We start from the raw sequence: 22024 nt of genomic DNA, 5'->3' as shown, positions 1-22024 counted from the left end.
TAAACGGAAATAAAAATTTAATAATATGAGAAAATACACGATTTTAATGTTGCTGATGGTGCTTTTTGCAGCATGTTCACAACCAAAACCAACGTTTAAGCAAGAGGATATTTCATTAATTCCAAAGCCAGTAAGTTTTCAACTAAATGAAGGTTTATTTGAAATAGAAGCTAATACATCAATTATTCTAAAAAATGATAGTCAACAAAAAGCTGCTAATTATTTGATTGGTTTGTTTAATAAAGCAGCTGGTTTTAATTTGGAATTACAAAATACTATAACTAAAAGTGCTATTGTTTTTGAAACTATTGATGGATTAAAAGAAGGGGCTTACAAATTAGATATAAATGCTACAACGATAAATATTAAAGCTTCAGAAGAAAGTGGTTTTTTTAATGCAGTTCAAACCATTCGTCAACTTTTACCAGTAGAAATAGAAAGTAAAGATGTTGTTGATAGAGATTGGTTTGTACCTGCTGTTAATATTGAAGACGAACCTCGTTTTGAATGGCGTGGTATGCATATGGATTTTAGTCGTCACTTTTTTGATATTGACGAAGTAAAAGACTTTTTAGATTACATGGCACTGTATAAGTTAAATACGTATCATATGCATTTAACAGATGACCAAGGTTGGAGAATTGAAATTGAAAAATACCCATTATTGACAGAAAAAGGAGCTTGGCGAATTCCTAATAATCAAGATACCATCTGTATGGAAAGAGCTGTAGAAAATAAACTTTACACTATTGATGAAACAAAATTTACAGACATTGATGGCGAACGCAAATATGGTGGTTTTTTTACCCAAGATCAAATTAAGGAAATTGTAGCTTATGCAGATGAGCGATGTATCACAGTTATTCCAGAAATAGATATGCCAGGCCACTTTAAATCTGCCATTGATAATTATCCGTTTTTATCTTGTAATGAAGAGTCGGGTTGGGATACCGTATTTACTTACCCAACCTGTTTAGGAAAAGAAACAACCTATGAGTTTATGAAAAATGTTTTAAGTGAAGTGGTAGAACTGTTTCCAGCGAAATACATTCATATTGGTGGTGATGAGGTAAATATTGCTTCTTGGGAAGTTTGTTCGCATTGTCAAAAAGCAATTAAAGATAATAATTTGAAAGATGAACATGAATTACAATCACATTTTAATAGGGATATTGAGCAATTTCTACAATCTAAAGGAAAAGAGTTTTTGGGTTGGGATGAAATTGTAAGAGGAGGATTAACCAAAGATGCTAATGTGATGTGGTGGCGTAATTGGGCACCAGATGCTCCAAAAATAGCAGCAGCCAATGGTAATAATATTGTGGTTACCACTACAGCTGCTTATTATTTTGATTATTTAAATGAAGGTACTACTTTGGAGAGAGTGTATAATTATGAGCCTATACCTGAGGATTTTACCATTGAAGAGGCTAATAATGTATTAGGGATTCAAGCAAATTTATGGTCTGAGTGGATTCCAAGTTTTAAACGTTTACAATATCAAGCATTTCCAAGAATGTTGGCATTAGCAGAAAATGCATGGGCATCTAATGAAAATAAGAATTTTGAAGCTTTTAACAAAAGAGTAGAAATACAATATAATAGATTGGATGAATTAGGTATTTACTACTACATTCCAATAGTAGAAGGTTTAGATAAAGAAATAGCGTTTGTAGACCAAACATTAGTAAGTCTAAACTTAGCTTATCCTTTAGAAGGCGTAGAAATTTATTATTCTCTTGATGGTAGTGTGCCAAAAAAAACAGGTTTAAAATATGAAGCACCATTTATGGTGAGTGATACTGTTGAAATTAAAGCACGAGCCTATCGTGGAGATAAATTTAATGATTTAAAATCCACCAAAGTCATTCATAAAAATTATTTGGAACCAGTAAAAGTATACCCAAAAGAAAAAGGCCTAAAACAATGGGTTGTAAAAGGAAAATTCAAAAATGTTGAAGATGTTAAAATACCGATAGCAGATAATTTTGCACGAGTAGATAGTATAGCTTTGGGTGATTTAAAAGACCAAAAGAATTTTTCAATCGTTTATCAAGGTTATTTTAAAGCAGAACAAGATGCTGTTTATGAATTTGAAACACGTTCTGATGGAGGAGATACTTTTTTTATTGGAGATGAAATGATTGTTGATAATAGTGGTTGGCATGGCCCAAGAAAACGTTATGGTAAAGTAGCGTTAAAACAAGGCTGGCATCCCATAACAATTAAATACAGACCAAGTGATAACCCTAGGGTTATTGAGGTTAAATATGCTGTGCAAGGGGAAGAATTGAAAACAATAAATAGTTCTATAACAAGTTTTTAATAATTAAAAAACAAAGAATTAAAAGAATTACATAAGGAGAGAGATTTCTAATAAAGAGTAATAATTAATATATTTTAAATGACATTAAAATGAAACAACTCTTAAATATATTTAATTTTAAACAGATAAAATTATTGTTTTTTGTATTAATAACACAAACCATAAATGCCCAAAATCCTATCTTAAATATGAATGATGCCGGATTTGTATATGCCGCAGACCCAGCAGCAGAGGTGTTTAATGACAAGGTTTACGTTTACTGTTCTAGAGATTTGCCAGATGCTACTTCATATACCACTATGCAAGATTATGTTGTTTTAGAATCTGCGGATTTAAAAAAATGGATTAATCATGGAATAGTTCTTGAACCCAGAAAATATAGTTGGGCAAATGGACAAATGAATGCACCCGATGTAGCTTATAGGGACGGTTGGTATTATTTTTATTTTCCATTTGATAAAACCCATATTGGGGTGTCAAAAAGTAAAACACCAATAGGGCCTTGGGAAGAAGCCGTTACTGAAAAAATAACTACAATATTTGATCCTACTGTTTTTGTTGATGATGATGGGCAAGCTTATATATATGGGAATGATCATAAAGTAAATATTGGGGAGCCAGGAGCTCATATAATGGGAGCTAAACTAAAAAGTAATATGATAGAACTCGATGGACCTTGGATTCAATTAAGTAAAGAAAAGGTAAGTGAGGCTGTTCATGTTTTCAAAAGAAATGGCATATACTATTTTAGTGCTAGAGTTGGTCCCGTTACTAAATACTGGATGGCAAATACTCCTTTGCCTCAGTATGCGACTTTAAAAGGGGAATTAGCTCCAAATGCTCCAAATGCACCTAATCATACTTCAGCTATTGAATTTAAAAATGAATGGTATTTATTTTACCATCGAGGCGATATAAACGAAGGTTCTTTTCATAAAAGATCTGCTTGTTTTGAAAAAATGTTATTTCGAGAAGATGGGACTATATTACCAATTGAATATTCATTAGATAATAATTAAGTTTAAAAGTAAAAATGAAGTTTAAAAAACAATATAAATAACATAGCCCTGTTGAAACACCACACATATCTAAATAAAACGATCCAGAGTTATTAAAGAAATGGGATTTAATGGAAAAGGGTATTTCTTTTTTGAATTGGGAAAAGGACATTAAAAAATGGATTGAAAAATAGGACAAAGCTTGGAAAAACGATAATGAATTTGCAGATACATATACCATATTAGTAACATTAAATACACAAGATTATAACTGTCACAGGGTAAATTATTCAGAAAAAAAGTAAATAAATTAAGAGAAAATCAAATGAGAAACTACAGCTGTTTATTATTAATATTATGTTTGGGAATTGTATCTTGTAAAGAAGAAAATATATCAAAATCAACTGAAGACTTAGAAGAAAGTTTAACAAAGTACGTAAACACTTTTACGGGAACAGATGGTCCTGGGAATACGTATCCAGGAGCTGTTGTGCCTTTTGGAATGGTGCAATTAAGTCCAGATAACGGACTACCAGGTTGGGATAGAATTGCGGGTTATTTTTATCCAGATTCAACCATAGCAGGTTTTAGTCATACCCATCTTTCTGGAACGGGGGCAGGCGATATGTACGATTTATTAGTTATGCCGTTGAATAGTAAATTTACTGAAAGCTTAACTCCTGAGGGTGCTTATAGACCGTATTCCAAATTTTCGCATGATCAAGAAGAAGCAAGTCCAGGATATTATTCCGTAGATTTATTGAGTTCGGGAATAAAAGCTGAATTAACAACAACTCAACGTGTTGGATTTCATCAGTATACATTCCCTAAAGATAAAAAAAGTCAAATTGTTTTGGACTTAGGCTATAGTTTAAATTGGGACAAGCCCATGGAAACCAAAATAACAATTGAAGATACTCAAACCATTTCAGGTTATAGAAAATCAAAAGGCTGGGCGGCAGATCAGCGTGTATATTTTGTAATGACATTTTCTAAACCGTTTGATAGCGCACAATTATTTAATAATTCAGAAGAAATAATAGAACAAACAGTAGAAGGGAAATTCACAAAAATTATAGCCAATTATCAAACAGAAGAAAACGAAAAAATAAGAGTAAAAGTAGCATTATCATCAGCAAGTATTGAAGGTGCACGTCAAAGTTTAAAAGCTGAAATTCCTCATTGGAATTTTAATCAAACTGTTAAAGAGGCTGATAGTATTTGGGAAACCTATCTTTCTAAAATAAAAATTGAAGGAACTCAGGCTCAAAAAGAATTATTTTACACCAATTTATATCATGTGTTTTTAACTCCATCATTACACAGCGACATTGATGGAGCTTATAAAGGAGCCGATGGAAATACACATATGGCAGAAGGTTATAATAAATATGATACATTTTCTCTCTGGGATACGTTTAGAGCCACGCATCCATTGTATACTATTTTGGCACCTAAAGAGACAGAAGATATGATTAAATCTTTCTTATCTCATTATGATGAAACAGGTTTATTGCCTGTTTGGTCTATGGCAGGGAATGAAACTAATATGATGATTGGCTATCATGCAGTACCAGTTATTGTGGATGCTTATTTTAAAGGGATTCCTTTAGATGCTAAAAAAGCTTTAGAAGCTTGTGTAGCGTCAGCAACCGAAAAAGGTAGGCAAATAGATATTTATATGGAATTAGGTTATGTGCCAACTTCAGAAGAAGGCGAAAGTTGGTCGGTTTCAAAAACCTTGGAATACGCATATAATGATTGGTGTATTGCACAATTAGCTAAGGATTTAGGAGATATTGAAATTCAAAATATTTTTTCAAAAAGAGCTGAAAATTGGAAGAATTTATATGATTCAGAATCTACTTTTTTTCGTCCTAAAAACGCCAAAGGCGTGTTTGAAAGTCCTTTTTCAGCAAAAGCATATACATCAGAATTTTGCGAAAGCAACGCTTGGCAGTATTTCTGGTTTGTACCACACGATATTGAGGGTTTGATACAAACATTGGGTAAAGATCAGTTTACAACAAAATTAGATTCCATGTTTACCTACTATCCTACGCCAGAAGATAAATTACCTATTTTCAGTACGGGCATGATCGGGCAGTACGCCCATGGAAACGAGCCTAGTCACCATGTGGCTTATTTATTTAATAATATTGGGCAACCATGGAAAACCCAAGAAATGGTGCGTAAAATTATTAATACTCAATATAGCACTGAACCTAATGGCTATTGTGGAAATGAAGATTGTGGTCAAATGTCTGCTTGGTTAGTGTTTTCATCCATGGGTATGTATCCTGTTAACCCTGCTAATGGCGTTTATAGTTTAACATCACCATATGTATTAAATGCTACGATTCAATTAGAAAATGGTAAATATTTTAAGGTTACGACAGAAAATCAATCTGATGAAAACCATTATATACAAGGTATATTATTAAATGGAAAGCCATATAATGCATTAACAATAACACATAAACAGATTTTGGAAGGTGGTGAACTTCATTTTATATTAGGAGATACTCCAAATAAGGTTTTTTTAGAAGACAATTAATTTAAATACAGAATATCACAAAATACATTTTGTGATATTCTGTGCCAAGTGGTTAATTTAATGCTTATCCATAAAATTTCTCATAGCTTCTTGATGTTAATATCATCATACTTTTAGGTTATTTGCTAACCAATAGAAATGAGTTTTATGTAAATAATAAATCCGATTAAAATAATTTAAACTGGTGTTTTTAATGAAATTAAAATTATTTTTTGGTCATGAATATTTGTGGTAAAAAACAAATAATATTCACCACCTTCTTTAATATTGAATTTTTTACGAAGTTGTTGTACCGTTTCAGGAAAGTTACGAGTTGTAATGTTTGCTTTTGTAATCGATAGTTTTTTTATTTCCTTTTTATTGTAAGGGATTATGTTATAAATTTTAAAAGAGCGCCCAGGAAAATCAATCAGGGTGTCACTTGTGTACAAATGTGAATGTTTATGTAGCTTAAAAACATTTAATTGATTTGATACAGAATTAAATGCTCCAGCTTTTAAAATAGCACTGTTGGACTCAAACAAATAAGTAAGTGGCTCACTATATTTAGGTTTTGACAGTTTTTCATTTTCAAACGAAAATTTAAAATGTTCTTCTGTATCATTTTTAATATGAACCGTTTCAATTTGAATTTGCCCATTAAAGCCATCTTCTAAAACCCATAAGAGCTCTTTTACTTCATTTTTTACAGCTACAACGTGAATGGTTTTAACATAATTTAATTCATTAATCCCAATTGATAAATCTAATAAGGGAGATGTTTTAATCATGATGTTTTTTGAATGTTTGAAAAGCATTCCTAAATGTTCTGGAACATTTGGTAAACAATCATTTAAAAAGAAGACTTTGCCTTTAATGTCATGTCTTCTTGAAGGGTCTATATAAATCCAATCATAGTTTTTTGAACAATTTTGTAACTGTTCTATACCATTAATAGCTATTGTTTTTATATTTTTAATATTAAATTGTTTGTTATTGTGAGTTACTATTCTTGAAAGATTTTCGTTGATTTCACAATGAGTTACAGTATGAAATTGTTTTGAAAAATACAAACAATCCACTCCAAAGCCACCTGTTAAGTCAATTATAGACTCACCAGAAAGTAATTTCGATTTGTAACTAGCTGTAATTTCAGATGAGGTTTGTTCTATATTTAGCTTATTTGGGTAGTAAATATTTGGGGTTTTAAACCAAGTGGAAAGTTTCTTTTCACAACGTTTTTTTGCCTCTATCTGTTCAATAATAATTTTGGTTTCTACATTAAAAAAGGTTGTCCCTTTTAGTAGTAATTGACCAATATTAGAATTTAAATTTTTATTTATAAATTCTTGAATTTCAGTATTTAAAATAATTGGGTTCAATTGGTTTTATAAGCCTTTGGTTAATTTCTTGACAATTTTATTTTCTGATAAAAATTCTTTTAGAATCACTTTTATAGCAGTATATGCTGGTACTGCAATAACTAAACCAATAACACCAAATAAAATACCAGTGATTAAAATAACTAAGAAAATTTCCAAAGGATGTGATTTAACACTTTTTGAAAAGATTACAGGTTGACTTCCAAAGTTATCAATCAATTGTCCAAATATAAAAACAACCAGTACCCAAAGTGTTTTTGGCAAAATAACGTCACTAAAAGATTCTCCTAAATTACTTGTCATAGCTAAAATTGTCATTAATAATCCACCAACTAATGGGCCAACATAGGGAATAAGATTTAGCAATGCACAAAGGAAAGCTATAACTATAGCGTTTTCCACACCTATTATGAGTAAGCCAATAGTATATATAATAAACAAAATAAGTATTTGAAAAATCAGACCAACAAAATATCTGGATAGTAAATCTTTTATTTTTGTTGTTGAATTTTTCCATCGAGTCTCTTTACTATCAGGAATAAAAGTCATGATGCCATTTTCAAATAAACGGCTATCTTTTAAAAAGAAAAAAGAAATAAAAAGAACGGAAAACAAACCAATACTAAAGCTTCCTAAGCCACTTGCTATAGAGTTTAAGAAGTTAGGAATAACTGTGTAATCTATTTTGGATAAAAGATTTGAATTTTTTATTGATTGTTCAAAATTTATTTGATGTATATTAAAATAGTTTATGATTTCAACATACAAATCTTCAATATTGCTCTGTAATTGATGAATGTTTAGTAGTGATAAATTATGACTTTGCTTTACAACAAGCGGTATAAATAGTCCTACTAAACCCACAAAAATACCAAGTAGAATAATTATGGTAACAATAACAGCTATAGTGTTTTTAAATTTTAATCGGTTTTCTAAAAATAACACAATAGGCCTGCCAATTAATGAGATAACTACAGCAATAGCAATATAGCCAATTACAGATTGTATTTTGTAAATAAAAAATAGTAATAACGCAAAACCTAAAAGTATTGCAACAGCTTTTAGAATACCGTTTGTAATTGTATTTGAATTCAATTGTAACGTTTTTAAGTAGTGAATTTAATCATTTAGAATGAAAACCAGAAATAGCATGGCTTATAAAAGTTGTTTAGTTATCTCATAAATGGCAATATTTGTTGCTTGTACAACATTCATACTGCTGTTTTGACCAAACATTTCAATGTGAATAATAGCATCTGAACTATTAAGAATAGTTTCTGAAATACCAAAATTTTCGTCACCAATAATCAAGGCTATTGGTTTTTCTTTTGAAAAAGAGAATGTATTTATAGGTTTGCTGTTATTTGTGATTTCTAGTGAAATAACTTGATAGCCTTTGTTTTTTAAGTTTTGAACGGTATTAATAGCAGATTCATGAATTTCATAATTCACTTTTTTTTCTGTTGCTCTTGAGGTTTTTGATATTTTTCTTCCCAAAGTAATATTTGTTCCACAAAGCAGTAACTTTTCAATGCCAAATGCATCCGAAATTCGGAATAGACTTCCAATATTTGGAGCATTACTAACATTGTCGCAAACCAAAATAATTGGAAATTGGTGTTTGTTGAATTTGGTGTTGTAATGTGTTAGTTGCATTATTTAGAAAATTTGGTAAGGAAAATAGGAGTATATTATTGATAATGATTTGTTATTGCCCATAAAATAAATGAAATAATTAAAAGAAAACTAACAGTTTTAAAAATTATAAGCTTTTATTTTTTTAATAAGATATTTCTGCAATTAAGTACGAGTAAAATATGTTCAATTATAACAACTGATAAATTTTTCATTCATATTTTTGGTTGCTTGCTATAATTTAATTTTCAAACGCATACTTAATGATATTAGCACCCATTTTAAGAGCTTTTTCTCTAACATCTGCAGGATCATTATGTACTTCGGAATCTTCCCATCCATCCCCCAAATCGCTTTCATAAGTAAATAATAATACCAATCGGTCATTATAAAAAATACCAAATGCTTGTGGTCTTTTGCCATCGTGTTCGTGAATTTTTGGTAGACCTTGAGGAAATTGATAAGCGATGTTGAAAATAGCATGGCTGACAGGGATTTCTATCAGTTCTGTATTAGGAAACACCTTTTTAAGTTCTTTAATAACATAGGGACGCATCCCGTAGTTATCGTCAATATGCAAAAAACCTCCAGATTTTAAGTAGTTACGAAGATTTTCAGCATCTTCTTCACTAAAAAAAACATGACCATGCCCTGTCATATGCAACATAGGATATTGAAAAATATCAGAACTTCCTGTTTCTACTTCTTCTGGTTTAGGTTTTATTTTAGTATTGATATGGTCATTGCAGTACTTAATAAGGTTGGGTAAAGCTGTTGGATTACCATACCAGTCCCCGCCACCTTTATACTTTAAAATAGCTAATTCTTGCGAGAATAAGTTGAAAACTGAAAAACTAAAAATTAAAAAGCATAAGAATTTTTTCATGTTACTCATTTATAAATGCGACAGAATGACAAGCAACAATAGCTGCTGTTTCTGTTCGCAATCTAGTTTTACCCAAAGTTACAGGAATAAAATTGTTTTCTGTGGCTTGTATGATTTCTTTAGTTGAAAAATCACCTTCAGGACCAATTAAAATAGTAATATTAGTTTTTGGTTTTAATTGTTTTTTTAGTGATTTTCTATCAGTTTCTTCACAATGTGCAATATATAAATCACCTGTAAATTTTTGATTTAAAAACTCTTTGAAATTTACAGGTGTATTTAATTGAGGTAAATAACAGCTTAAAGATTGCTTTGTGGCAGATTGTAAAATACGCTCAAAACGATCAGTTTTAATAACTTTACGTTCGCTATGTTCGCAAATGATTGGTGTAATACTATCGATACCAATTTCAGTTGCTTTTTCTAAAAACCATTCATAACGGTCATTCATTTTTGTTGGAGCCACAGCTAAATGTAAATGATATTTTTTTTGGGGTTGTAGCGTTTTAGAAACTATGTTTACCGTGCATTTATTAATATTTGGTACAGAAACTTCAGCGGTAAACAACCAGCCTTTACCGTTAGTAATATGTAAAGAATCGCCACTTTTTTTACGTAATACTTTGACAATGTGTTTACTTTCTTCTCTGTCAAAAGTAAATTGGGTACTGGCTTCTGATATTTCTGAATTATAAAATAATTGCATTAATCTTTGTTTTCAATAACTTTTAAGACTTTTATTTCTGAAATAGTTTTAGGTTCGTAAGTTTTCAATATTATAAAGTAGGTGTTTGTAGCTGTGTGGTTATATGTGAAAATTTCATTTAAGCTATGACTACCATTGATAACAACGTCTTCAAAATCATAATTGTTTTTATCTTGTGTAAACCATCCAGAATCACCGCCTCTATTGGCATTTTTATCTGAAGAATATTGTTTTGCTAAAAAATCAAAAGACGCGCCATCATTATATTTTTTTATAATTGTGGATTGTATGTTTTTTAATTCTGAATCTTTCATGTTAGAGCTTTCAAGGGCAATGTAGCTAACACGGTAATTTATAGTTTCTGTTTTATCTACCACTTTATAAAACGTTTTGTAATATTCCGTTTCGGTTTTTTCTACCCCTCCTTTTGAAAGTTTAAATAGCGCTTTAGCTAATGTTGTTTTGTGCTTTTCTTCATTGAACGTAATTAATTTGTTCTTTTTTGAGTTTTTCTCTTTTAAAAAAGTATCAATTTGCTCTGGAGTTTCAATTATTTCTAACTCTTTTTCCAAAGAAGTTTGAGCAGTTAACAATGAGGTAATTGCAATAAATAAAATTGTAAGTAGGTTTTTAAACATGATGTAGGTTTTAAATTCAGTTTCAAATTTAAAGGTAATGTTTAACTGTATGGAGTCAGAAAAAATAAGTTTTTAAGAATGTATTGTTTATAACTTTAAATTTTGAGTCTAGCAGAAGCTATCACATTTTGCTTGGCAAAAGAACCTTCCAAATATTTTAAATATCCAACAATGGCTATCATAGCTGCATTGTCAGTGGTAAACTCAAATTTTGGTACGTAAGTGGTCCAACCAAATTTTTGCTCTCCATCTTTTAAGGCTTGACGAATGCCAGAATTAGCGGATACACCACCGCCTATAGCAATATGCTGTATACCAGTTTGTTTGCTTGCTAATTTTAGTTTATCAATCAAAATGCCAATAATAGTATATTGTATGGATGCACAAATATCATTTAAGTTTTCTTCTATAAAATTAGGGTTTGCTTTTACTTCTTTTTGAATAAAATAGAGAATCGCTGTTTTTAAACCTGAAAAGCTAAAATTCAAGCCATCTACTTTGGGTTTCGTAAACTTAAATGCTTTGGGGTTTCCAAATTTTGCACGTTTGTCAATTTCTGGACCAGCGGGGTAGCCCAATCCTAAAATTTTACCACTTTTATCAAAAGCTTCACCAACAGCATCATCCATAGTTTCACCAATAACCGCCATATTAAAATAGTTATCAACTCTAACTATTTGCGTATGGCCTCCAGAAATAGTCATTGCTAAAAATGGAAATGGCGGCTTGTTAAAGCCTTCTTCGTCAATAAAATGTGCTAAAATATGTGCTTGCATATGGTTTACATCTATAAGTGGAATGTTTAATCCATAGGCTATTGATTTTGCAAAAGAGGTCCCTACTAAAAGCGACCCCATTAAGCCAGGGCCTTTTGTAAAAGCTACTGCATGTAACTTGTCTTTAGTTATGTTGGCTTTTTTTAATGCTTGCGTAACAACAGGAACTATATTTTGTTGATGTGCTCTAGAAGCCAATTCGGGAACCACACCACCGTACTCTTCATGTATTTTTTGACTGGCAATAACGTTACTTAAAATTTTACCATTTTGTATTACAGAAGCAGCGGTATCGTCGCATGAGGATTCAATCCCTAAGATGTAAATATTTTGTGAAGACATTAATAAAAATTAGGCACAATAATTGTTAATTTTGAAACCGAATAGACATCCATTGGTTCAATTTTATTCGTAAATACAAAATTACTCATTTATTTTTTATCAAACTTAGAAAGTCTTGGTTTGTAGATTTTTTTGTAAAACTATTATATAACTAACGTGGTTTATTCTTAATAAAATTATAATTTTAACAACTATCAAAAAGTTTCTAAAAATAGTATCAAAAATAGTGGGCATTTTGCTGATGCTATTCATCATTTTGGTGTTGGTACTTTCTATTCCTGCCATACAAACCAGTCTTGGAAATTATGCTACCAAGCGTATTAATGAAGATTTTAAAACAAACATTAATATTGATAGGGTAAGTTTACAGTTTAATGGTGATGTAGAAATTAAGCATATTTATATTCAGGATTATAAACAGGATACGCTTATTGATATTTCTGAATTAAATACATCTATTTTAAACTTTAGAAATTTATACAATGGTAAATTGGTTTTTGGGGATATTGATATTATCAATTTAACTTTTAATATTAAGACTTATTTAGGCGAAACGGGTACAAATTTAGATGTTTTTGTGAAAAAGTTTGAAAATGACAACCCCAAAAAGGTAAAGAGTGATTTTTTATTGTCATCTAGTGATGTGTCTATTTATAATAGTGTTTTTAGACTAATTAATGAAAATAGTGAAACGTCAAATCAGCTTGAATTTACCAATTTAAATATTAATGCTACTAATTTTTTAATAAATGGTAGTAATGTTAGTACGCGAATAAATACTTTAGGTTTTAACGATAGTAGAGGCTTGGTTATGAAAAATATGATGACCGACTTTGCTTATACTATAAATGATATGACTTTTACTAATTTAGATATCAAAACCCCTTATTCTGTATTAAAAGGCGATTTAAAATTTTTGTATAATAGAGAGGATTTGCAGTATTTTACTGACAAAGTTTTAGTTGAAGCAAGTTTTAGAGATTCTAATATTTTATTGGATGAGCTTAATATCTTTTATAATGAATTTGGTGCTAATCAGTATGCAAATTTTAATGCAGATTTTTCTGGAACTTTAAACGATTTACAAACAACTAATCTTAGGCTAAATTCTAGTGCAAATACAAAAGTTTATGGCGATATAAATTTCAGAAACCTATTTAACAAGGAAGCTGAAAATTTTTACATGAATGGACGTTTCTCACATTTATCTTCAACTTATAGAGATTTAAAATCTTTATTACCTAATGTTTTAGGCGAAGCAATACCTTCATCATTTAGAAGGCTTGGGCAATTTACCATAGTTGGCAATTCTCAAATTACAACATCTGCTATTGTTGCAGATCTTGAAATTAATACCGACTTGGGCTTGGTAGATTCTAAATTAAAAATTAATAAAATAAACGACATTGATAATGCAGAATATAATGGTAATATTATTTTAAAATCGTTTGATATTGGGGCCTTTTTAGAAAACCCTAATGTAGGTGAAACGTCTTTGAATCTTGATATTAATGGTTCTGGTTTTTTAATTGAAAATATTAAAACTCAAGTAAAGGGGGATATTTTTGATATAGGATATAATGACTATCAATATAAAAACATAAAAGTAGCAGGAAATGTTATGAATAAAATTTTTGATGGTAACCTGCAAGCTAACGATAAAAATTTAAGATTAAATTTTAACGGACTAATTGATTATTCTGAAAAAATTAATAAATATGATTTTACAGCAAATATTGATTATGCAAACCTGAACACTTTAAATTTTATAAAAAAAGATAGTATTTCAGTATTGTCAAGTAATGTTACAATGAATATGAATGCTAGTAATATGGATGATGCTTTGGGTAAAGTAACGTTTAAAAATACCGCTTATAAAAATCAAAATGACACGTATTATTTTAAAGAATTTAATATAACATCTAGGTTTGACACCAATAAAAATCGTTTTATAGAAATTAATTCTCCAGAAATTATTGAAGGTAATTTAAATGGGAAATTTGTTATTAAAGATTTTAAAAAGTTATTTGAAAATTCATTGGGACATATTTATACTAATTATGTACCCAATAAAGTAGCTGAAAACCAGAACATTGATTTTAATTTTAAGATTTATAATAAAATAATAGAGGTTTTTTATCCAAATATAGAATTGGGTTCTAACACCTTTATTAAAGGAAGGGTAAAAAGTGATGCTACAGCTTTTAGATTAACATTCAAATCACCACAAATTAAATTACTGGATAATTTTGTAAAAAATATAGAGCTTCAAGTTGTAAATGATAACCCTCTTTTTAATACATATGTTGAAGTTGATAGTATTAATACTGGATTTTATAACGTTTCTAAATTTAATTTAATCAATGTTACCTTAAATGATACGCTATTTATGCGATCAGAATTTAGAGGTGGTAAAAATAATAATGATAAATATAATTTAAGTGTTTACCATACTATTAATGAGTCGAATGAATCTGTTGTAGGATTTAAAAAATCGGATGTAACTATAAAAGGAAACACGTGGTTTATAAATGAAAAACTCGATAATTTTAACAAAATTACTTTAGATAAAAGTTTGAGTAAATTTAGTATTGATAAACTTCAAATAAATCATATTGATGAAGAGATTAGTCTTTCTGGAATTGTAAGAGATTCTACTTATAAGGATATTAAGCTTGATTTTACTGATGTAGATTTAGAAAAAATTCTGCCAGATATTGAAAATTTATCTTTAAAAGGTAATGTAAACGGTAAGTTAGATATTCTTCAAGAGCATGGTGTGTATTTGCCAAATTCTACCGTTGTTATTGATGATTTGGAAGTTAATGAATTTGAATTAGGGTCTTTTAAAGCTACTATTAAAGGAAATGAAAATTTAACCAATTATCATATAAATGCAACAATAAAGGATGATGAAGCAAAATCGTTTAGTGCCATTGGTAATATTAATGTTTTAGGAAAGCAATCTAATATTGATGTAGAGGTGGCTTTTAACCAGTTTAATTTATCTCCATTAAACCCGTTTTTACAAGATGTTTTAAGTAATATAAGAGGAGAAGTTACAGGGAAAACAAAGGTGGTTGGTGACTTAAAACAACCAGACATTAATGGAAATTTATCCTTAGAAAATGGAGGCTTTACAATTCCATATCTTAATGTGGATTATGATTTGAGTAAAAAATCGTTCGTTTCTTTAAAAAACCAAGCGTTTATTTTCAATAATGTAGACCTTACTGATACCAAGCATAATTCCAAAGGAAAATTAAACGGTACATTAGGACATGTTAATTTTTCAAAATGGCGATTAGATTTAAATATTGATACGCCTCGTCTTTTGGTTTTAGATACTAAGGAAACAGAAGGCTCTTTGTATTATGGAACGGGGTTTATAGGGGGCAATGCAAGTATAAAAGGACCTACAGAAGAATTGGTTATAACTGTGGTTGGAGAAACAAAAAAAGGAACCGTTTTTAAAATACCTTTAAGTGATACGGAATCTTTTGGTGATAACTCTTTTATTCGTTTTTTAACTCCTGAAGAAAAACAAGCACGATTAAGTGGAGGTGAATTTGTGATAAAAGAAATTAAAGGTTTGGAATTGGATTTTGATTTAGACGTTACAGAAGATGCCTTGTTAGAAATTATTATTGATAAAAGTACAGGACATTCTTTACGTGGAAGTGGACGAGGTGGTATTTTGGTAGAAATAAACACCAATGGGAAGTTTAATATGTGGGGAGATTTTTCTGTATTTGACGGTGTATATAATTTTGCTTACGGTGGTATTGTTCAAAAACAGTTTAGAGTACAACCTGGGGGGACTTTAGCTTGGGAAGGCGACCCACTAAAAGCACAAATTGATATGCTTGCAATTTATAGAACTCAAGCAAACCCATCAGCATTGCTTGATAGTCCAATAAACAGGAGTATTCCCGTAGAACTTAATATTACGTTAACAGGTGATTTAGAACAGCCTAAACCTTATTTTGATTTTGAATTTCCTAATGTAAATTCTACTATTAAGTCTGAGTTACAATACCGATTAGAATCTGGAGATGACAGGCAAAACCAAGCGCTATATTTACTTTCAACAGGAGCTTTTTCAAGGGGCTTAAATGAACTTAATTTTACGGGTACTATTGCTGAGCGGCTTAACGGTATCATCAATGGCATATTTACAAATGATGATAGTAAACTTAATATTGGTGTAAATTATGAGGTGGGAGAAAATAGACCAGATTATAAAACAGACGATAGATTTGCCTTAACTTTACAGACACAAATAAGTGATAGGGTATTAATAAATGGTAAAGTAGGGGTGCCTGTAGGTGGTGCAGATGCAAATGAAACGGTAGTAGCTGGTAATGTAGAAATTGATTTCCTTTTAAATGAAGAAGGAACGCTTACAGCAAAAATATTTAATAGAGAAAATAGTATTAGAAATTTTGGTGAAGCCATAGGGTATACGCAAGGTGTTGGTCTTTCGTATGATGTAGATTTTAATACCTTTAAGGAACTTATCCAGAACTTGTTTTCAAAATCAGCAAGCCCTGTAAGTTCAGAGACTATTTTTAATGAGGAAAAAAAATTTTCTAGTGATGATTCATTGCCAGAATTCCTCAATTTTAAATCGGCTACTAATAATTGATATTAATAAATTTTGGTATCAATTATTAATAATTTCTAATTACGAAAGTTATTTATGATAACTAAAACGTTATAGTAATAATACTCTCATAAAAAAGGAATAAACCTATCAATATATTGTTTAAGTTTCTTAATTTTACATGGAATTTTTAAAAACTAACATGCCAAAAACAATAAAAAAATTAGCAGTTTTAACGTCTGGGGGCGATTCACCAGGAATGAATGCTGCCATACGTGCTGTAGTTAGAACCTGTGCTTATCATAGTGTAGAATGTCTTGGTGTTTATCGGGGATATGAAGGCTTAATTGATGCCGATTTTAAGCAAATGGATGCAAGAAGCGTTAAAGGTATAATTAACAAAGGTGGTACAATATTAAAATCTGCGCGTTCTAAAAGTTTTAGAACTAAAGAAGGAAGAAAGAAAGCATTTGAAAACTTAGTGGCAGAAGGCGTTGATGGCCTTGTGGTTATTGGAGGAGACGGTTCTTTTACTGGAGCCTTAATATTTAATGAAGAGTTTGGTTTTCCTGTTATGGGAATTCCTGGAACTATAGACAACGATATTTTTGGAACTTCACATACATTAGGTTTTGATACAGCTTTAAATACAGTTGTAGATGCTATTGATAAAATTAGAGATACAGCCAGTTCACACAACAGACTTTTCTTTGTAGAAGTTATGGGGCGTGATGTTGGTCATATTGCTTTAAATGCAGGTATAGCTGGTGGTGCTGAAGAAATTCTAATACCAGAAGAGGATTTAGGTTTAGATAGGCTTGTTGATTCTTTAAATAAAAGTAGGCAGTCAGGAAAATCTTCAAGTATTGTCATTGTGGCCGAGGGGGATAAAATAGGAAAAAATATTTTTGAACTAAAAGATTATGTTGATGAAAACATGGAGGGTTATGATGTTCGAGTTTCAGTACTTGGCCATATGCAGCGTGGTGGAGCTCCATCGTGCTTTGACCGTGTTTTAGCAAGTAGAATGGGTGTAAAAGCCGTTGAAACTATTTTAGAATATAAAAGTAACTACATGGTTGGTCTTTTAAATGGTAAAATGGAATTAACACCTTTAGATAAAGCAATTAAAGGAAAAACAAAAATTAACTTAGAATTATTGCGTGTTTCAGACATTATGAGCACTTAACATTTATAAACAAGATTATGTCAAAAGTAAAAATTGGAATTAACGGATTTGGTAGAATTGGTAGAATAGCTTTTAGAGTAGCTGTTAATAGACCAAATATTGAAGTTGTCGGAATTAATGATTTGTTAGATGTTGATCATTTAGCATATTTATTAAAATATGATTCTGTTCACGGGCAGTTCGATGGCACTATCGATACTAAAAACGGAAACTTAGTAGTTAATGGTAAAGAAATTAGAATTACTGCAGAACGCAATCCAGAAGATTTAAAATGGGATGCAGTTGGAGCAGATGTTGTTTTAGATTGTACAGGTATCTTTACAAATTTAGAAGGTGCAGGTAAACACATAAAAGCGGGTGCTAAAAAAGTTGCAATTTCTGCACCTTCCGCTGATGCACCAATGTTTGTAATGGGAGTAAACCATAAAGACATTACTGCTGCAGATACAATAGTGTCTAATGCATCTTGCACAACAAACTGTTTAGCCCCATTGGCTAAAGTAATTAATGATAAATTTGGAATTGCAGAAGGCTTAATGACTACAGTTCATGCAGCAACAGCAACACAATTTACTGTTGATGGTCCATCTAAAAAAGATTTCAGATTAGGTCGTGCATCTTTAAATAACATTGTACCTGCATCTACAGGAGCAGCAAAAGCAGTAGGAAAAGTGATTCCTGAGTTAAACGGAAAATTAACAGGTATGGCATTTAGAGTTCCAACTGTTGATGTATCTGTAGTAGATTTAACATGTCGTTTAGAAAAAAGCGCTTCTTGGGATGAAATCAAAGCCGCTCTAAAAGAAGCTTCTGAAAACGAATTAGATGGTATTTTAGGATATACTGAAGAAGGTGTTGTTTCACAAGATTTTGTGTCAGAACCAAAAACAAGTACATTTGATGCCAATGCAAGTATGGCATTAAATGACAACTTCGTAAAATTAGTATCTTGGTATGATAATGAGTTTGGTTATTCATCTAAATTAGTTGATTTAGCAACGCACATTAGTTCAATATAATTTATTACCTTAGTCCACAGAACCATGATGTTTTATTATGGTTCTGTGGATTTTTTATTTAAAAAACTTATGATTTTAATTGTTGATAGTGGTTCTACAAAATCCGATTGGATTGCAATAGATGATAATGGAAAACAGATTTCAGAAAAATTTAGAACGAAGGGGCTTAACCCTGAAATTTTAACCAGTAAGAAACTAAAAAAAATAATTAAAAATAGTAAAGAGATTACGGCTTATAAAGCAGATGTTACTCACGTTTACTTTTATGGGGCAGGTTGTGGTACTGAGCGTGGTAACGAGATGGTTTATAATGTGCTCAAAGAAGTTTTTAAAGAAGCTCTTGTAAAAGTTGAAGAAGATACAATGGCTGCTGTTTATGGCACCATTAGTAAGGCCGATGAAGCTGCTGTGGTATGTATACTGGGTACGGGATCTAATTGTAGCTACTATGATGGTAAGCAATTGCACCAACGTGTTTTGTCCTTAGGTTATATATTAATGGATGACGCTTCAGGTAATTATTATGGTAAACAATTGATAAGAGATTATTACTTTAATAACATGCCCGAGGATATTAAAGTCGCTTTTGGTAGCAAATACAATATGGAAGCTGATTATGTTAAGTATAATATCTACAAACAACCAAACCCTAATGCATATTTAGCAAATTTTGCTGAATTTATGTTTTTAAATAAAGATTCAGAATATATCATTGAATTGATAAAAGAAGGCATTCGAATTTTTACCAAAAACTATATTATGCAATATAAAGAAGAAGTGAAAACAGTGCCTGTACACTTTGCAGGTTCTATAGCTTATTTTGCTCAAGATCAAATAAAAGAAGTTGCTGAAGAAATGGGCTTTATTGTTGGTAATTTTGAACGCCGTCCTATTGAAGGCTTGGTTGCATTTCATTCTAAAAATATATAAACTTTAATTCTATTTTTTTTGAGTACTCATTTTGCGATTTATATTTCCAATAAAGATGATAAGCATCAAATTATTGATAATATAGTATCCGGAAATAGTATTGCTAATGTTTCGCATTTAAAAGGTGCTGTTTTTTCCGAAATAACACTCAGCAAGTTTATTGAGGAAGAAATTATTCATGGAAAATTTGCTGTTGTTACCAATACAAAAAACAGTTTATTACATTCTTCTGAAGGGGAACGAAAAATAGCTTTGTTAGATCATATTATTGCACAAAAGCCAAATTATCTTATTGTAGATAATGTTTTTGGTAATTTAGATGTGCACAAGCAATTAGAAATAGAAAGAATATTAACAAATTTAAGTGATAAAACCTTAATCATTCAAATTACCAACCGAATAGGAGAGGTTTTGCCATTTATAAATAAAACATATCAATTACAAGGAGATGTATTGGTGGCCTTTGAAGCCGCCAGTAAAGATGTAAAATCAAAAGCTCCTTTAAGTTTTATTAGGGATTTACCTAAGCCATACCGCTCTTTATCAGTGGATATTAATCCTTTAATCAAATTTAATAACGTATCGGTATCCTATAATGGCAGACCAATTTTAAATAACATTTCTTGGGAAATAAAACTCGGAGAGTTTTGGCAATTAATTGGTCCTAATGGATCGGGAAAAAGCACCATGCTAAGTATGATTTATGGTGATAATCCTAAAGCATTCAATCAAGATATTATTTTATTTGGTGTTAAAAAAGGGAGTGGAGAAAGTGTTTGGGATATTAAAAGAAAAATTGGTTATTTTTCATCAGAAATGTTGAGAGGTTTTAAGCGTTTAGATGCCATAGGAAATATGATTGTTTCGGGGTTTTATGATACCATTGGGCTTTATTCAACGCCTACTAATGAGCAAATTAAACTAACCCATGAATGGCTAAATGTTTTGGGTATGTTTGATATTAGAAAACAGCCATTCGTATCATTGTCAAAAGGACACCAAAGGTTGGTTTTAATAGCAAGAGCTATGGTAAAAAATCCTCCGTTGCTTATTTTGGATGAACCTACTAATGGTTTAGATGATGATGATACACAATTATTTTCAGAACTAATCAATAAAATTGCTTTAGAAACAGATACCGCTATTTTATATGTGTCTCATAGAAAAGAGATTGGACTGAATCCTGAATTTTTTTATGAATTGACTCCCAAAAAAACGGGCTCTGTGGGAACCCGAATTTCAATATTTTAAAATACAAATTTACCAGTAGTTTAAACCAGTGCACCATTTGCACCAATGACTTGGCCAGATATCCATTTAGAATCATCACTAGCTAAAAACAATACAACTTTGGCAATGTCAATAGGTTTAGCAAGTCTATTAAAAGCATTCATCCCCTTTAGTTTATTTATAAATTCAACAGATTTGCCTTCTAAAAAGAGTTCTGTTTCTGTAGCACCAGGAGCAATAGCATTTACTGATATTCCTCTGCCAATTTCTTTAGAAAACACTCGTGTTATTTGTTCCACTGCAGCTTTAGAAGCAGAATAGAGTGCATAAGTTGGAAACATTAGTTTGGCGGTGCTTGAAGATACATTTATAATTATTCCGTTATCTGCTAGTTTACTGTGTGCCTCTTGTAATGTATTGAAAATACCTCTTACATTAATATCAAACTGTTTGGTGAAATCTTCTTGAGAATTATCTTTTAGTTCTTTAGAAATCATAACTCCAGCATTGTTAATTAAAACATCTATTTTTCCAAAACGGTTTAAAGTTTCATTAAATAATTGAGTTACTTCACTTTTTTTACTAACATCTGCTTTGAATGAAAATGCAATGCCGTCATTTTTTTCTATAGTATTAACTGTTGCTTTTGCTTCTGCCTCACTATTTGAATGATTAACAACAACTTTAGCACCATTTTTAGCTAATAATATTGCAATTTCCTTACCTATACCTCTTGAAGAGCCTGTGACTATTATAACTTTGTTTTTTAATTTCATAGATTTTTAATATATAATTTTTTAAAAACGGTTAATAAGCTGTTTTATA

At 30.6% G+C, this 22024-nt stretch carries 16 protein-coding genes; 8 read left to right on the top strand and 8 right to left on the bottom strand.

The window, feature by feature from the left end:
- Window positions 1–25 precede the first annotated feature (25 nt).
- The 3 genes from APS56_RS02930 (at window position 26) to APS56_RS02920 (ending at window position 5881) form a co-directional block, all read left to right on the top strand.
- Window positions 26–2326 (top strand): family 20 glycosylhydrolase, encoded by a 2301-nt coding sequence (locus tag APS56_RS02930; RefSeq protein ID WP_082379232.1) that lies wholly within the window; start codon window positions 26–28, stop codon window positions 2324–2326.
- Window positions 2327–2415: 89 nt separating this feature from the next.
- Entirely contained in the window at window positions 2416–3345 is a 930-nt protein-coding gene (locus tag APS56_RS02925) for a family 43 glycosylhydrolase (RefSeq protein ID WP_054724616.1), read from the top strand.
- A gap of 304 nt (window positions 3346–3649) precedes the next feature.
- Entirely contained in the window at window positions 3650–5881 is a 2232-nt protein-coding gene (locus tag APS56_RS02920) for a GH92 family glycosyl hydrolase (RefSeq protein ID WP_054724615.1), read from the top strand.
- Between the two features lie 176 nt (window positions 5882–6057).
- Here the strand turns inward: APS56_RS02920 and APS56_RS02915 are convergent, their stop codons facing one another.
- From APS56_RS02915 to tsaD, 7 genes are all read right to left on the bottom strand, one after another.
- On the bottom strand, window positions 6058–7242 hold the full coding sequence (locus APS56_RS02915; RefSeq protein ID WP_054724612.1) for a THUMP-like domain-containing protein: 1185 nt from the start codon (window positions 7240–7242) through the stop codon (window positions 6058–6060).
- A gap of 6 nt (window positions 7243–7248) precedes the next feature.
- Complete coding sequence (locus tag APS56_RS02910) at window positions 7249–8337, bottom strand: AI-2E family transporter (RefSeq protein ID WP_054724611.1); 1089 nt, start codon at window positions 8335–8337, stop codon at window positions 7249–7251.
- 60 nt (window positions 8338–8397) lie between these two features.
- Entirely contained in the window at window positions 8398–8898 is a 501-nt protein-coding gene (locus APS56_RS02905; protein ID WP_054724609.1) for a TrmH family RNA methyltransferase, read from the bottom strand.
- A 220-nt stretch (window positions 8899–9118) separates the two neighbouring features.
- On the bottom strand, window positions 9119–9763 hold the full coding sequence (locus tag APS56_RS02900; RefSeq protein ID WP_054731099.1) for a DUF4159 domain-containing protein: 645 nt from the start codon (window positions 9761–9763) through the stop codon (window positions 9119–9121).
- A gap of 1 nt (window position 9764) precedes the next feature.
- Window positions 9765–10469 carry a 16S rRNA (uracil(1498)-N(3))-methyltransferase gene (locus APS56_RS02895; RefSeq protein ID WP_054724607.1) on the bottom strand — a complete coding sequence of 235 codons (705 nt, stop codon included), beginning with the start codon at window positions 10467–10469 and terminating at the stop codon, window positions 9765–9767.
- A complete protein-coding gene (locus tag APS56_RS02890; protein WP_054724605.1) occupies window positions 10469–11107 on the bottom strand; it encodes a peptidylprolyl isomerase in 639 nt (212 codons plus the stop codon). Before APS56_RS02890 ends, APS56_RS02895 begins: the two co-directional genes overlap by 1 nt.
- 95 nt (window positions 11108–11202) lie before the next feature.
- A complete protein-coding gene (tsaD, locus tag APS56_RS02885; RefSeq protein ID WP_054724603.1) occupies window positions 11203–12225 on the bottom strand; it encodes a tRNA (adenosine(37)-N6)-threonylcarbamoyltransferase complex transferase subunit TsaD in 1023 nt (340 codons plus the stop codon).
- A gap of 241 nt (window positions 12226–12466) precedes the next feature.
- Here tsaD and APS56_RS02880 point away from each other — a divergent pair, with 241 nt between their 5' ends.
- From APS56_RS02880 to APS56_RS02860, 5 genes are all read left to right on the top strand, one after another.
- On the top strand, window positions 12467–16873 hold the full coding sequence (locus APS56_RS02880) for a translocation/assembly module TamB domain-containing protein (RefSeq protein ID WP_054724600.1): 4407 nt from the start codon (window positions 12467–12469) through the stop codon (window positions 16871–16873).
- A 160-nt stretch (window positions 16874–17033) separates the two neighbouring features.
- Complete coding sequence (gene pfkA / locus APS56_RS02875; protein ID WP_054731097.1) at window positions 17034–18020, top strand: 6-phosphofructokinase; 987 nt, start codon at window positions 17034–17036, stop codon at window positions 18018–18020.
- 17 nt (window positions 18021–18037) lie between these two features.
- Window positions 18038–19039, top strand: a complete 1002-nt coding sequence (gene gap / locus APS56_RS02870; protein WP_054724598.1) for a type I glyceraldehyde-3-phosphate dehydrogenase — start codon at window positions 18038–18040, stop codon at window positions 19037–19039.
- Window positions 19040–19108: 69 nt separating this feature from the next.
- On the top strand, window positions 19109–19969 hold the full coding sequence (locus tag APS56_RS02865; protein ID WP_054731095.1) for a BadF/BadG/BcrA/BcrD ATPase family protein: 861 nt from the start codon (window positions 19109–19111) through the stop codon (window positions 19967–19969).
- A gap of 18 nt (window positions 19970–19987) precedes the next feature.
- Window positions 19988–21220, top strand: coding sequence for an ATP-binding cassette domain-containing protein (locus tag APS56_RS02860; protein ID WP_054724596.1), 1233 nt, complete (start codon window positions 19988–19990; stop codon window positions 21218–21220).
- A gap of 20 nt (window positions 21221–21240) precedes the next feature.
- On the opposite strand, the gene APS56_RS02855 is transcribed toward APS56_RS02860, so the two are convergent.
- Window positions 21241–21975 carry an SDR family oxidoreductase gene (locus APS56_RS02855; RefSeq protein WP_054724593.1) on the bottom strand — a complete coding sequence of 245 codons (735 nt, stop codon included), beginning with the start codon at window positions 21973–21975 and terminating at the stop codon, window positions 21241–21243.
- Window positions 21976–22024: the final 49 nt, after the last annotated feature.

The organism is Pseudalgibacter alginicilyticus, assembly GCF_001310225.1.
Lineage (GTDB): Bacteria > Bacteroidota > Bacteroidia > Flavobacteriales > Flavobacteriaceae > Pseudalgibacter > Pseudalgibacter alginicilyticus.
Note: the sequence above shows the minus strand (reverse complement) of the source record. Positions and strands in the feature narration are given on the sequence as shown.